The sequence below is a fragment of the Kineococcus sp. R86509 genome (genome assembly GCF_042466365.1).
GTDB lineage: Bacteria > Actinomycetota > Actinomycetes > Actinomycetales > Kineococcaceae > Kineococcus.
The window spans coordinates 3,635,027-3,648,182 of record NZ_JAXHCE010000001.1 but is presented as its reverse complement, the minus strand read 5'-3'; the positions used below and the strand labels follow the sequence as shown (position 1 = coordinate 3,648,182).

The following is a 13,156-nucleotide window of genomic DNA, read 5'->3' as shown; positions in this document are numbered from 1 at the left end:
GTTCAGCCTCTCGTCGTGGCGGTGAGCAGGTCGACGGAACCGTCGAACTGCCACAAGGGGTTGGGGGCCTGGCCGGTGGCGGCCTGGACCGGGAAGAAACCGTTGACCTCCTGCGGTCCGTCCCCGTCGGCGACGTAGCGCCCGTCCGCGGTGACGTCCAGCTGGTAGATCGCCGAACCGACGGCGGTGGCGCCGGGGATGTGCCAGGTCACGACGCAGCGCCAGTCGTTGCCGGGCCCGGTGTCCTCGACCCGGTCGCCACCCTTGTCGCAGGTCGCGTCGGTGCGCAGCTGCGCCTCGGTCACGTCCGGGCGGGACAGTTCGCGCGCCTGCAGCCGGTACAGGTGCGCGTAGGCGGTCGCCAGCGACGTCTGCAGCTTCTCCCGGTCGACGCCGGAACCGCTGACCGGCGTGGCCGCCGCGACGACCCCGACGGTGAGGGCGAGCAACCCGGCCAACGGCAGCACCGCGTGGCCGAGGACGAGCCGCGGGGACCCGTCGTGGCCCGGGCCGGTGAAGTCGCGGCGCAGGAACAGCCGACGCGCCAGGGCCGTCGCCACCACCGTCCAGGCGAGGCTCACGAGGACGCCGAGCAGCAGCGGCGCGGTCCGGGCCGGTGCGGTCGACAGACCCCGCCAGGCGGTGAAGGCGTACCCCGGCAGCGCCACCCGCACCACGGCCGGCACGGGCAGCAGTTGCACGAGCTGCAGCACGAGGGCCAGCAGGGCGGGCAGGAGCAGGCCCACCGGCGAGCGCCCGAACGCGACGGAACCGAGCAGCCCCACCGCGGCGAAGGCCAGCGTCGGGGCCAGGGCGGCGGCCCAGGCCAGCAGCACCGTCAGGGCCGCGCGGCCGGGGCTGAGCAGGTGCCCGTCGAGACCCACCAGCGGGTGGGAACCCACGGCCAGCAGGCCACCGGCGGTGCTGGAGAGGGCCAGCCCCGCCACCAGGACCAGCAGCACGGTGAGGGCGGCGAGGGCCTTGGTGACGAAGATGCGCCGGGGTGAGCCGACGGAGGTCAGGAGGTGCCGCCAGGTCCCGAGCCGGTCCTCGGCGGCGAAGACGTCTCCGGCCACGAGGGAGGTGAGCAGGGGCAGGAACCAGCTGCAGCAGAACGACAGCACGACGAGCGGCCCGGCCCAGCCGGTCTGGCCCATCCAGCGTCCGAAGACGGTGTCGGTCGGCAGGGTGCTCTGGCGGCTGATGGCGGCCACGAAGGCGCCGGGCCCCACCCAGCACACCAGGAGCAGCAGGCGGGTGCGCCACTGCGCGGTCAGCTTGAGGAGTTCGAACCGGTACCCGGGCAGGGCCGGCGCGGGACGGGTCAGCGGGGCGGGGCGTGCCTCGACGGCGCTCACCGCACGTCCTCGGTCAGGGCCAGGAACGCCGCTTCCAGGGGGGAGACGACGGGCGCGACCTCGCGCACGGCCACCCCGGCGTGGACGAGCCGGGCTACGAGTTCCTCCAGCGCCGGGACGGCCCCCCGCACGAGCAGCGCGTCCGCGTCGCGCTGTTGCGCGAGGTCGTCGGCCGGCAGCAACCGCACCCCCGGCGAGGACGCCGCGACCCGCCGCGCCTCCTCGGGCCGGGAGGTCCGCAGCCGGTGGTCCAGTTCGCCGGACTCGGCGGCCAGCTTGGCCAGCGGTCCGGTGAAGACGACCCGTCCCGCGGCCAGGACGCTGACCTCGCTGCACAGCGCCGCGAGGTCGTCCATGCGGTGGCTGGAGAGGATCACGGACGTTCCCGCGGCGGCGAGCCGGTCCAGGACCCGCTGGACGTGGCGGGCGCCGGCGGGGTCGAGGCCGTTGGAGGGTTCGTCCAGGACGAGCACGCGCGGGTGCACCACGAGGGCGGCGGCCAGCCCGAGCCGTTGACGCATGCCGAGGGAGAACCCGCGGACGCGGTCCTCGGCGACGTCGCCCAGGCCGACCTGCTCGAGCGCGTCGTCGACCCCGCGGCGGTCGCGGCGACGCAGGTCGGCGACGGCGGTCAGGTTCTGGCGCGCGGTGAGCTGGGGGTAGAGACCCGGGCCGTCGACGAAACCCGCGACGCCGTCGGGGACCGCGCTCCCGTGCCGCAGCGGGGTGCCCAGGAGTTCCACGCTGCCGCGGTCGGCGACGGAGAGACCGAGCAGCAGGCCGAGGAGGGTCGTCTTGCCCGCCCCGTTGGGACCGACCAGCCCGTGGACCTGCCCCTCGCCCACGTCGAGGTCGACGCCGTCGAGGGCGATGACGTCCCCGAAGTTCTTGTGGACGCCACGCGCCCGTACCGGCCTCACCTGTTCCACGGGTAGCTCCTCAACCTCGCTCAGAGCGAGAGGCTAGGGGCCGTTCGGGTGAGGGTGGCCGGCACCAGGGAAACAGCGGATGAACGTTGCCGGAGGCAATCGATACCGCCCGCGCTGCCGTACCCGGGGAACTCGGGTCAGTCGATCTCGACGACGAAGTCCCACGTCACCAGCGGCGTCCCGAGGGGTTGCCACGTCAGGGTGGTGTGACCCGTCGCGAACGTGGACGACAGGTGCAGCGTCGCCGGGTGGCCCGGTTCGACCGTCACCGACGGGGCGTCGGCGGTGAGCGCCTCCGGGTCCTGCTTCTCGTCGAGCCCCAGGAAACCGGCCGCCGCGACGTCGAGGTGGCCCGAGGTCGCGGTGAAGGTGACGGTCAGCACTCCCGGCGCCGACACCGCGGACAGCGGTTGGCCGGGAGCGGGCGTCGGCACCTCGACGTCCGGCCCCGACACCTGCGCGGTCACGTCGGCGTCGGGCAGGACGACGCGGACCGGGTCTCCCGCGGCCACGAGCTGGTAGCCGCCCGCCGAGGCGGTCGGGGTCGCGAGGACCTGGGTCTGCGGCGTGGCCACGGGGTAGGAACCCGCGCCCGGGGCGGCGTCCGCGCACCCGGCCGTCGCGACCAGCACCAGGGTGCCGGCCGCGACGGTCCGCGCGAGCGCCGCGGGGCGCCGTGCGTTCGAGCGGTGTCTCACTTCACCTGGTCCAGGGGCTGGTGGCTGACGGGTTCCTGGACCTCGTCGAGGCGGGCGACGGCCGCGTAGATCCCGCCCTCGCCGGACGGTCTCGGCGCCAGGACCTTCGCCTTCGGGTTGTTGTAGACGTCGGGTCCGAACGGTCGCAAGCCGTCCGCCCCGGCGTAGCCGAGGTGGCCCTGGCCGTCGGAACCGCCGCGGTCGACCTGGAACAGGTCCTCCATCGACCGCAGCCAGCTGTAGTGGTTGTACGGCTGGTCGGTCACCGACCCCGGGGTCACGTAGGGGCTGATGAGGACGGAACCGGTGATCCCGCCGCCGGGGGTGGTGTCCTGGTTGAACGCCCGGTCGCCGGGCTGGTCGGTGTTCGGGCCGGGCAGCTCGTTGCAGCAGGCGACGACGGACTGGGCGGTGTTCGCCTGGCTCTCGACGCTGCTGCCGTTGTTCGCAGCACTGGCCGCACCCGTCACGGTGCCCAGCCCCGCGTCGGGCGTGTAGTTCTTGTCCGCGATGGAGTTCCCGTAGACCTTGTAGGGCGGGAACCCCTCGTCGAAGGTGATGTCGATGAGCCCGCCGTCCTGGTAGGCGGGGCTGCGCATGATCGCCGGGACGACCTGTTCCAGGAACAGGTCAGCGGCGTACAGGCCGCCCTGGGTGTTGGCCGGGGTCTTCCGGTCGCCGGTCAGCACGTTCGACCCGCCGGAGAGGTTGTCCCCCTTGCAGGTGGCGTCGTGCGCGTCGCTGCAGTTGTCCGGGCTGATCCAGGAGAAGGCGGGGGTGGTCTTCTCGCTCTTGAGGTCCGCCAGCAGGTTCTTCGCCAGCGGCACGACGTGCCGGGCGCAGTCGCCGTTGTCGAGCAGCGAGTGGAACCACGCGAAGGGGTTGTGCTTGGGGACGTACTGGTCGTCGACGGTGGTGCTCGGCGCGGCCAGGCTCCCCGGGGAGGCGTAGGGCCCCTCGGCGGCACCCGGGTCGACCACGGCGGGACCCGGACCCGGCAGCGGGTTGCCGCAGGTCGTCGCCTCGCGTGCGGGGTCGTTGCCCATGTCCTGCATGTAGCCCTTGTAGCTGACGTGCTGGGCGTCGAACTGGTTGAACAACGTCTTGACCTGCCGGGGGAAGACGCAGCCCGGCTGGGTGGACCCGTCGTGGTAGGTGCCGTCCGGACGCTGGGTGTCGTCGAGGATCTTGAACTGCCCGTCCGCGACCTCCTGGACCGGGCCGGTCTCGTTGTAGTAGGGGCAGTCGGCCTGCGGACCCGGCGACGGTGCCTGACCGCTGACGAGCGAGAGGTAGTTGTCCTCGCTGAAGTGGCCGGTGCCGTAGTACTGGCGGGCGAGGACGCCGTAGGACGGGAGCGTCTTCCAGAGGTAGGAGTTCTGGTTCAAGCCGGTGAACGACGCCTCGTACGACTTGTTCTCGAGGACGATCGTCCACACGTGCTTGATCTTCGGCGGCGTCCAGGACGGGCCGGAGTGGGCCTGGGCGGCCGCGGTGCTGCCGGCGACGAGGAAGCCGGCGACGAGGACGACGATCGAGACGAACGCCGCGCTGGACCGGCGTCGAGGCCGGGTAGAACGTCCGGTGGGATCCACGGGCCACACCCAAGCAGTTCCTGGCCGTTCGCGGTAGTTGCTTCGAGCGATCAGTCTGTGAACACCTGACCTCGCGTCCCCCGGCACGGACTGGGCCGGACGGGTTGCGGGAGTCGGGGACACGGGCGCTACCCGGGGTATGGTCGTGACACGAGCTGCGCCCGTGAGGGCGGTGCTTCGTGCGGGTCAGGTGTCCGTGGTGACGCGCTCCGGTTCCACCGGAGAGGGCCAGGTTCAAGCCCTGGGACCCGCTCTTCCTCCCCTCCTCCGCGGGCGGTCACCCGTACGGCGCCTGTGCCGTGGAGCAACCGTTGCCGATACCTGTTCTGCCGCCCCCACCAGGCGGGGAGCACCACGGCGACGAGAGGCACGACCATGCCCGGCACCGACTGGGAGCAGCGCGCGAGCTGCCGCGACTACGTCGAGGTCTTCGACCAGACCTTCGACTCCACGACCCGCACCAGTGCCCGCCACCACGGTCTCGCCGCCGAGGTCTGCCAGACCTGTCCCGTGCGGCGCGACTGCCTGCGGGAGGCGCTGGCCGTCGAGACGGCCACCACCCGCTTCGGGATGCGGGCCGGCCTCATGCCCGCCCAGCGGAGTCACCTGGCCCGGCAGAGCGCGTGACGCGGAGCGGGGCAGGTCACCCGGGGGTGGAGCCGGGTCCCGCCTGGTGCAGCAGCGCCGCGAACGCCCGGGGGTCCTCCAGCGGTCCCAGGTGACCCGTCGACGTCGTGGTGAGCTCCGCCCCCGGGACGGCCGCCGCGATCGCCGTGTGGAACTCGGGCGGACAGAGGGCGTCGTGGATCCCGGAGACCACCCGGACGGGCACGGTGAGCGTCGGCAGGCGGCCGAGCAGGTCCTGTCGGCTGTCCTGCAGCGCCAGTTGACGACGCAGCACCGCCGCTCCGACGGCGTCCGCCATCGCCAGGGTCCGTTCGACCAGGTCCGGGCGGGCGACCGCCGTGGACGGGGCGAGCAGCAGGGGCAGGATCTCCTCCTGCAGGACGCGCGGCGGGACGCCCGCGTCCAGCCGCCGTCGCCACTCCCCCCACCCGCGGCGTTGCCCGTCCGTGGGCGCCCGGGCGTTCGTCGCCGTCAGCAGCAGCCCCGCGACGCGTTCGGGGGCGCGCAGGGCCAGGGCCGTCGCGACGACGGCCCCCAGGGACGAACCCCCCAGGAGGAAGCGCGGCGGCAGCGTGCGCAGCAGGTGCCCGACCTGCTCGTCCACGCTCTCCCGGTCCAGCGGCGGGGTGAGGGCGTCGTCCACCCCACACCCGCTCCACAGGTCCTCGGAGCAGTTCATCCCCGCCAGCAGCACCCAGCGCGTCACCCTGCCGGCCCCCCCGTTCAGCCCTTGACCGCCCCGTCGCTCAACCCCGCCACCAGGTACTTCTGGGCGACGAAGGCAATGACGACGACGGGCAGGGTCAGCAGCAGCGACGCCGCTCCGGCCTGTTGCAGCATGGGCAGGGTCTGGCCCAGCTGGGTGGCGATGAACACCGGGACGGTCTTGGACGAACTGTCCGTCAGCACCAGCGCCGTCAGGTACTCCTGGAAGGCGAAGAGGAAGACGAAGATCCCCGCGGTCAGGATCCCGGGCCGCATCAGCGGGATCATCACGCGACGGAGCATGCCGATGCGGGTGCAACCGTCGATCATGGCCGCCTCGTCGAGTTCCCGGGGGATCTCGGCGAAGAAGTTGCGCAGCAGCCAGATGGTGAAGGGCTGGTTGATGGCGACGAGGGCCACGGCCAGGGCGAACGTCGTGTCGTAGATGCCCAGGGCCCGGCTGATGTCGTACATCGGCAGCACGACCGAGAACCGCGGCAGGGCGCGGAACACCAGGGCGAGCACGAGGAGGAACGCCGAGACGTAGGTCGGGAACCGCGACAGCGCGTACGCGGCCGGGATGCCGATGACGAGGGCGATGACGGTCGAGATGACGGCCACCGCGAGGGTGTTCGTCAGGTAGTCGGCGAAGTACGTCGTCTGCCACAGGTCCGCGAAGGCCCGCAGCGTCGGGGTGTACCCGGAGAACACCGGCGGGTTGGCGAAGGCCACGTTCGTGGGTTTCGTGACCGAGAGGGCCATCCACAGGAACGGCAGCAGCGTCACGACGCACACGGCGCCGAGCAGGACCCCGGTCACCACCGGACTGCGCGGCCGGACCTGCCGCAGGACCGGCGTCCCCGACGGGTGGTCCAACCGGGTCGGTGGTTCGGTGTGCACGGTCATCGGGCCACCTTCGCTTCCTTGAAGATCCCGCGGATGAACGGGACGAGCATGAGGAGGATCAACCCAATCGTCAGGACGTTGATCGCACTGCCCAGGCCCAGGTTCTGCGCTCCGTCGGCGAAGGCCACCGAGTAGACGTACATCATGATCGACTCGTTGCCGATGGCCGCGGCCTGCGGGGACAGCGGGATGAGGCTGTCGAAGGTGCGCAGCACGTCCATGATCGAGATCAGCGTCACGAAACCCAGCACCCCGCGGATGGTGGGGATGATGACCCGCACGTGCGTCTGGACCGCGGAGGCCCCGTCGATGGTCGCCGCCTCGCGCAGTTCGGCGGGGACGGACTGCAGCGCCGCCAGCACGATCAGCATCGCGAACGGCAGCATGTGCCACACGGTGTTGGACGTGACGAGGAAGGCGTTGGGGACCTGGTCGGTGAACCACAGGACCGGGGACCCGCCGAGGGCGTCGACGAAGCGGTTGACCAGCCCGCCGAAGTTGTCGTCGAACAACCACGAGTAGGCGACGGCCCCGACGAGGTTCGGCAGGACGTAGGACACCAGCATGATGCCGAGCACGAGGGGCCGCGAGGTCGTCAGCCGGTTCACCCCGACGGCGACGAGGTAGCCGAGCACCAGCAGGACGGCCGTGGTCACCACGGTGATGACGACGGTGAACAGGACGGCCCGGCCGAACCGCGCATCGGTCAGGGCCGTGGCGAAGTTCGCCAGCCCGACGAACGTGCCGGGCGTCCCGTACCGGACGCTCTCCAGGCTCCACTGCACCGTGCGCACGAGGGGCAGCACCAGCAGACCGACCATGACGACCAGGCTGGGTGAGAACAGCAACCAGAACTCACGGGGTTTCACGGACGACCTCCCGGATGACGGCGGACTGGGTCGAGACCTCGCACCCCGACCTCAACCGACCAGACCTTCGCCGGCCGCCTGCATCTGGGCCGTCCCCGCCTCGACGCTGACCTCACCGGTGAGGACCTGCACGAGGATCGGCCGGATCGCCGTGCTCAGGTCGGCCAGGACCGGGGAGACGACCGGCGGCATGGTGGAGGCGATGGAGGCGTTGGCCGCCTCGCCGTAGGGAGAGTTCGACGGCGTGACGAGCCCTTCGCGGGCCGGGTAGGCGGCGGGGATCGACGCCTTCGAGGCGTCCTCACCGACAGCCGAGGCCATCATCGTGAAGAGCATGTCGTGGTCGAGCTTCGTGTTCGTCGGGATCGACCAGCCGTCGATGGAGAGGCGGCTGTAGCTGTACGGCGCGTCCGCGGTCACCTTGGGCGCACCGGCGAAGGCGAAGTCCTTCGAGAGGTCGCTGTTGGTGGGCAGCGTGAGGTCGTTCATCCGGCCCGAGAACATGATGGCCATGGCGGCGGTGCCGTTGAACATCTGCTGCTGGACCTTGGGCTGGTCGAACGTCGTCACCTGCGGGTCGAGGTACGGCTTGAGGCTCAGCATCGCCTCGAGCGCCTGCTTCGCCTCCGGGGTGTCGAGCGTGACCGTGCCGTCGGCGTCCACGAAGTCGGCACCGAAGGAGTTCATGGCGGCCTCGAAGCTCGTGGTCACGTCGGACGTGGCCAGCCACGGGAGGGCGATCGGGTACTGCATGGTGCTAGCGGCCTTGATGGCCTCGGCGGCCGTGACCATGTCGGCGAACGTCGTCGGCGCAGGCAGCCCGAGTTCCTCGAAGACGTCGGCGCGGTAGGCGAGGACGAACATCTGCGCCTGCATCGGCAGGGCGTAGAGCTTGCCGTCGTAGGACATCCCCTGCCGCATGGACTCGCTGATCGCGTCGAGCCCGAAGTCCTTGCCGTGTTCGTCGTAGAGGTCGTCGAGAGGGACGAGTTTCTCGTCCTCGGCCAGCGACGGGATGACGAACCCGTAGGTCTCGAGGATGTCGTAGGTCCCGGTGTCGCCGGCCAGCGTCGCGGTGGTCTTGGTGACCTGGCCGCCGAAGTCGATGGGGTCGTGCTTGACCGTGACGGGGTCCTTGGTGCAGCTCGAGACCATCGTGTTGGTGAAGGGGTCGATGGCCGAGGAGTTGTAGGCGAGCACGTTGACGGTGGTGTCCGACGCCGGGGCCTCGTAGTCGCAGGTGACCGAGGTCGCGTTGTCGTTCCCGACACGACTCCCCGCACCGCAACCGGTCACGACGAGAGCACCCGCGACGGCCGCGGCGATGAGGACGAAGGCGCGCTTCTCTGTGGGCATGATGCGACCGTATACGTATGCATTTCTGAAGGGAAGGGTTCCCGGTAACAGCTGTGTGAACTCCGCTCCCGGCGTCAGGCGTGCGGGACGAGGAGTTCCGTGAGGTGCGCCATGAGGGCGTGCGCGAGGTTGTAGACCACGATCTGCGCACCGTCCTCGAACGCCGCCGACGCCCGCGGGGAACTCCCGACGATGTCCACCCGGAGTTTCCCGCCGGCCGCGACGGCCGCGTTGACCCGGGCGATCGCCGCGGGGACCGGCAGGTCGTCCGGACCGGTGGCCGCGGCGAGGTCGGCGGGTCCCACCATGATGCCGTCCAACCCCGGGGTCGCGACGATCTCCTCGACCGCACCGACCCCGGCGGGGGACTCGACCATGCCCAGGACAAGGGTGCGGCGCAACAGGTCTGCCAGGTGCGTCCGGGCGTCCGTGGTGCCGAACCGCCCGGCCCGCCCGTACGTCGCGAAACCCCGCCGACCCACCGGTGGGTAGTGCGCGGCGGCGACCACCGCGGCCGCCTCGTCGGCGCTGTCGACGTGCGGGGCGAGGATGCCCTCGGCCCCCTGGTCGAGGACCCGCAGGACCATTCCCGGGTCGTCGCTGCCGACCCGCACCAGGACGGGAACCCCGTGCAGCGCGGCGCAGGCGATGTGCTGGCGCAGCGCCAGCACGTCGGCCGGGCCGTGCTCGCAGTCGATCAGCACGAAGTCGTGACCGGCCACGCAGACCATCTCCACGAGTTCCTCCGCGGGCATCCGCAACAGCACCCCGAGCAGACGTTCGCCGGCCTGTGCGCGCTCGCGCAACGACGTGTCGGCGCGCTCGCGCAACGACGTGTCGCGCAGCGCCGCCATCACGCCACCATCCCGGCGGACAGGTCGACGTCGGCCCCGCACATGCCGGGCATCGCGAGCATGGCGAGCACGGCCGCTCCGACCTCCTCCTCGGTGACCATGCGCCCCAGGGCCGCGCGCGAGACGAACGCCTCCTCTGCGACCTCGACCGGGACCCCCCGACGTTGCGCCTCGAGCCGGAGGTTGCGTTCCATCCGCGGTCCGAGCACGGGCCCGGGCGAGAGGGAGTTCACGCTCACCCCCGCCGGACCGACCTCGAAGGCCAACGTCGAGGTGAGTCCGAGGACGGCCATCTTGGACGCGCAGTACGGGGTGCGGTTCGCGAGCGGGCGCTTGCCCGAGACCGACGCGAGGTTGACGACGTCCCCGGCCCCCCGCGCGACCATCGCCGGCAGGAAGGCGCGGCACAGCAGGAACGTTCCCCGCACGTTGACGTCGAACACCGCGTCCCAGTCGTCGACGGAGATCTCCGTCAGGGGGGCCACCGGCCCGGGGACCCCGGCGTTGTTCACCAGGACCGAGATCTCCTCCTCCGCCAGCTCGGTCCGCAGGCGCTCGACCGCGGACTCGTCGGCGACGTCGCAGGACGCGGTGCGGGTGCGCTCCCCCAGCCGCCCGGCGACCTCGGCCAACCGGCCGCGGTCGCGTCCCACCAGCACGACGCGCGCGCCGGCCCCGTGCAGCGCGGTCGCGATGGCGGCCCCGAGACCGCTCCCGCCGCCGGTGACCAGCGCGGTCCGGCCGGTGAGGTCGGTGAGGTCGGTCACGGCGTCCCCGTCCCGACCGCGAGCGCGTCCTCGATCCAGCCGAAGCGGCGGCCGGTGTGCTTCCAGGCCCGGACGTCGCCGGAGCGGGCGTGTCCCTCGAAGAGCTCCACCCGCGCGGCACGGCCGCAGACCTCCCCCAGCCGGGCCGAGGACGCTGGGTCGCTGATCTCCTGGTAGGTGACCGTGCGCAGGTACTTGCCGACCCACAGACCTCCCGTGTAGCGGGCCGCGCCCAGCGTGGGCAGTACGTGGTTGGTGCCGATCACCTTGTCGCCGTAGGAGACGCAGGTGTTCTCCCCGAGGAACAGCGCGCCGTAGTCGTGCATCTTCACCAGCGCCTCGCGCGGTGCGCGGGTGAAGACCTGCACGTGCTCGAAGGCGAAGGAGTCCGCCAGCGCGTACGCCTCGTCGAGGTCGTCCACCACCAGCACCTGACCCCAGTCGCGCCAGGCCGGTCCCGCGTAGTCGGCGGTCGGCAGGCCGGGCAGCAGCCGTTCGACGTGCTCGAGCACCCGCTCGCCCAGCGCGCGCGAGGTGGTGATGAGCACCGCGGGCGACTCGGGACCGTGCTCGGCCTGCGAGAGCAGGTCGACCGCGACGAGGAAGGGGTCGGCGGAGTCGTCGGCGACGACGAGGATCTCGGTGGGTCCGGCGAACAGGTCGATGCCGACCTCCCCGAACAACTGCCGCTTCGCCTCCGCGACGTAGGCGTTGCCGGGACCGGCCAGGAGGTTCACCGGGGCGATGCTCTCCGTGCCCAGGGCCATGGCCGCGATCGCCTGCACCCCACCGAGGACGTGGATCTCGTCGGCCCCGGCGAGTTTCATGGCCGCGACGGTGGCGGCCGGGACCTCACCCCGGATGGGTGGGGTGCAGGCCACGACGCGGGGCACGCCCGCCACCTTGGCGGTGACGATCGTCATGTGCGCGGACGCCGTCAGCGGGTACTTCCCCCCGGGGACGTAGGCGCCGACCGCCTGCACGGGCACGTGCTTCTGTCCGAGCCGCACTCCGGGCAGGGTCTCGACCTCGAGGTCGACGAGGGAGTCGCGCTGGGCCTGGGCGAAGGTGCGCACCTGGTCCTGGACGAACCGGATGTCCTCGATCACCTGGGGGTCGAGGCCGGCCACGATCTCCTCGACCTGGTCGTCGTCGAGCCGGGAGGGTCGCGTCCAGCCGTCGAACTGCTCGGCGTAGCGGCGGACCGCGTCGTCGCCCTCGCGACGGACGGCGGCGACGATCGTCCCCACCCGCTCGGCGACGTCGGCCTGGGCCGTGTCCGCGAAGGACTTCGTGGGGGCGCTCTTGAGCTGCAGGGGCATCGTCGGACCCTCGTTCCGTCGTGGTGTGCAGGGGTTTGCGTATACGTATGCTCAAACTGCGTCTACGTATACCGGACCGAGGCACCCGTCGGCTAGACTCCAGCGGTCGCAGCGGGTCGCGGAAGGGTTCACCCATGGCAGTCACGAGCCGCGACGTCGCCCGTGTGGCCGGCGTCTCCCAGCCCACGGTCTCCCGGGCCCTGCGGGACGACCCCCGGCTCTCGAACGCCACGAAGCAGCGCGTCCGCGAGGCCGCCCAACTGCTCGGGTACGTGCTCAGCGACGCCGGCCGGGCCCTGTCCTCCGGGCGCACCCGGCGCATCGGGTTGCTCGTCACCGACCTGAACAACGAGTTCTACCACCACATCATCGCGCCGGTGCACCACGAACTCGAGAGCCGCGGGTACCAGCTCCTGCTGCACACCGAGTCCGACGACAACGGGAGCGTGGTGGACCGCCTGCTGGCGAACGGGATGGACGGGGTCGTCCTGGCCACGACCACGATCGACTCCACCGCCCCCCTGCGGTTGCGCGACCGGGGGCTGCCGTTCGTCTACCTCAACCGCACCAGCACCCAGGTCGACGCCGACGCCACGGTCGTGGATCCCGTGCCGGGCTTCACGGCTGCCGTCCGCCGCGCGGTCGAGTTCGGCCACCGCCGGGTGGGCGCCGTGCTCGGACCGACCAACACCAGCACGGGACAGAGCCGGGAACTCGCGCTGCGCTCGGCCCTGGCCGACCACGGCCTGCCCCTGGAGACGCGGTACGTGCGCCGCGGCCCCTACGACACCGCCGTCGGCGACGCCGCGGTGAGCGAACTGCTGGAACTGCCCGAACCTCCCACGCTGATCTTCTGCGGCAACGACGTGGTCGCCTACGGCGCCCTCAACGCCGCCGGCCGCACCGGCGTGCACGTCCCCCGGGAGGTCTCGATCGTGGGTTTCGACGACCTCCCGCCCGCCGCCTGGCCGATCGTGCAGCTCTCGACCATCGCCTACGACTTCGAGCAGATGGCCCGCGAGGCGGCCCGGCTCGCCGTGCGCCGCATCGAGGATCCAGGAGCCCCCCTGTCCCACACCACGTTCACCACCACCTTCGTCGAGCGCGGAACCCTCGGAACCACGGGCTGACCCCCCGAGCCACCGTGCGCAACCCCTTGCACCGGTTTGT

13 protein-coding genes are annotated in these 13,156 nt (G+C 71.7%); 2 read left to right on the top strand and 11 right to left on the bottom strand.

Annotated elements, in window-relative coordinates; translation table 11 throughout:
• Positions 1-2 precede the first annotated feature (2 nt).
• From SJY07_RS17825 to SJY07_RS17810, 4 genes are all read right to left on the bottom strand, one after another.
• Positions 3-1,358 (bottom strand): ABC transporter permease, encoded by a 1,356-nt coding sequence (locus SJY07_RS17825; protein WP_380160913.1) that lies wholly within the window; start codon positions 1,356-1,358, stop codon positions 3-5.
• The gene (locus SJY07_RS17820; RefSeq protein WP_328292884.1) at positions 1,355-2,287 is read right to left on the bottom strand and encodes an ABC transporter ATP-binding protein; all 933 of its coding nucleotides are present in this window, start codon (positions 2,285-2,287) and stop codon (positions 1,355-1,357) included. The genes SJY07_RS17825 and SJY07_RS17820 overlap by 4 nt, the downstream gene beginning before the upstream one ends.
• 137 nt (positions 2,288-2,424) lie before the next feature.
• Complete coding sequence (locus tag SJY07_RS17815) at positions 2,425-2,985, bottom strand: hypothetical protein (RefSeq protein ID WP_380160911.1); 561 nt, start codon at positions 2,983-2,985, stop codon at positions 2,425-2,427.
• Positions 2,982-4,580 carry an alkaline phosphatase family protein gene (locus SJY07_RS17810; protein WP_328292886.1) on the bottom strand — a complete coding sequence of 533 codons (1,599 nt, stop codon included), beginning with the start codon at positions 4,578-4,580 and terminating at the stop codon, positions 2,982-2,984. Before SJY07_RS17810 ends, SJY07_RS17815 begins: the two co-directional genes overlap by 4 nt.
• A gap of 375 nt (positions 4,581-4,955) precedes the next feature.
• Between SJY07_RS17810 and SJY07_RS17805 the strand changes: the two genes are divergently transcribed.
• Entirely contained in the window at positions 4,956-5,207 is a 252-nt protein-coding gene (locus SJY07_RS17805) for a WhiB family transcriptional regulator (RefSeq protein WP_328292887.1), read from the top strand.
• 16 nt (positions 5,208-5,223) lie between these two features.
• Here the strand turns inward: SJY07_RS17805 and SJY07_RS17800 are convergent, their stop codons facing one another.
• The 7 genes from SJY07_RS17800 to hisD all read right to left on the bottom strand — a co-directional run bounded on the left by SJY07_RS17800 (position 5,224) and on the right by hisD (position 11,986).
• Positions 5,224-5,913 carry an alpha/beta fold hydrolase gene (locus SJY07_RS17800; protein ID WP_380160908.1) on the bottom strand — a complete coding sequence of 230 codons (690 nt, stop codon included), beginning with the start codon at positions 5,911-5,913 and terminating at the stop codon, positions 5,224-5,226.
• Positions 5,914-5,930: 17 nt separating this feature from the next.
• Positions 5,931-6,818, bottom strand: coding sequence for a carbohydrate ABC transporter permease (locus SJY07_RS17795; protein WP_380160906.1), 888 nt, complete (start codon positions 6,816-6,818; stop codon positions 5,931-5,933).
• Positions 6,815-7,687 carry a carbohydrate ABC transporter permease gene (locus SJY07_RS17790; protein WP_380160904.1) on the bottom strand — a complete coding sequence of 291 codons (873 nt, stop codon included), beginning with the start codon at positions 7,685-7,687 and terminating at the stop codon, positions 6,815-6,817. Before SJY07_RS17790 ends, SJY07_RS17795 begins: the two co-directional genes overlap by 4 nt.
• 51 nt (positions 7,688-7,738) lie before the next feature.
• The gene (locus SJY07_RS17785) at positions 7,739-9,043 is read right to left on the bottom strand and encodes an ABC transporter substrate-binding protein (RefSeq protein WP_380160902.1); all 1,305 of its coding nucleotides are present in this window, start codon (positions 9,041-9,043) and stop codon (positions 7,739-7,741) included.
• A 74-nt stretch (positions 9,044-9,117) separates the two neighbouring features.
• Positions 9,118-9,897, bottom strand: a complete 780-nt coding sequence (locus tag SJY07_RS17780) for an HpcH/HpaI aldolase/citrate lyase family protein (protein ID WP_380160900.1) — start codon at positions 9,895-9,897, stop codon at positions 9,118-9,120.
• Positions 9,897-10,664 (bottom strand): SDR family NAD(P)-dependent oxidoreductase, encoded by a 768-nt coding sequence (locus SJY07_RS17775; protein ID WP_380160898.1) that lies wholly within the window; start codon positions 10,662-10,664, stop codon positions 9,897-9,899. The genes SJY07_RS17780 and SJY07_RS17775 overlap by 1 nt, the downstream gene beginning before the upstream one ends.
• Positions 10,661-11,986 carry a histidinol dehydrogenase gene (gene hisD, locus SJY07_RS17770; RefSeq protein ID WP_380160896.1) on the bottom strand — a complete coding sequence of 442 codons (1,326 nt, stop codon included), beginning with the start codon at positions 11,984-11,986 and terminating at the stop codon, positions 10,661-10,663. The genes SJY07_RS17775 and hisD overlap by 4 nt, the downstream gene beginning before the upstream one ends.
• A gap of 134 nt (positions 11,987-12,120) precedes the next feature.
• Between hisD and SJY07_RS17765 the strand changes: the two genes are divergently transcribed.
• Entirely contained in the window at positions 12,121-13,116 is a 996-nt protein-coding gene (locus SJY07_RS17765) for a LacI family DNA-binding transcriptional regulator (protein WP_328292893.1), read from the top strand.
• Positions 13,117-13,156: the final 40 nt, after the last annotated feature.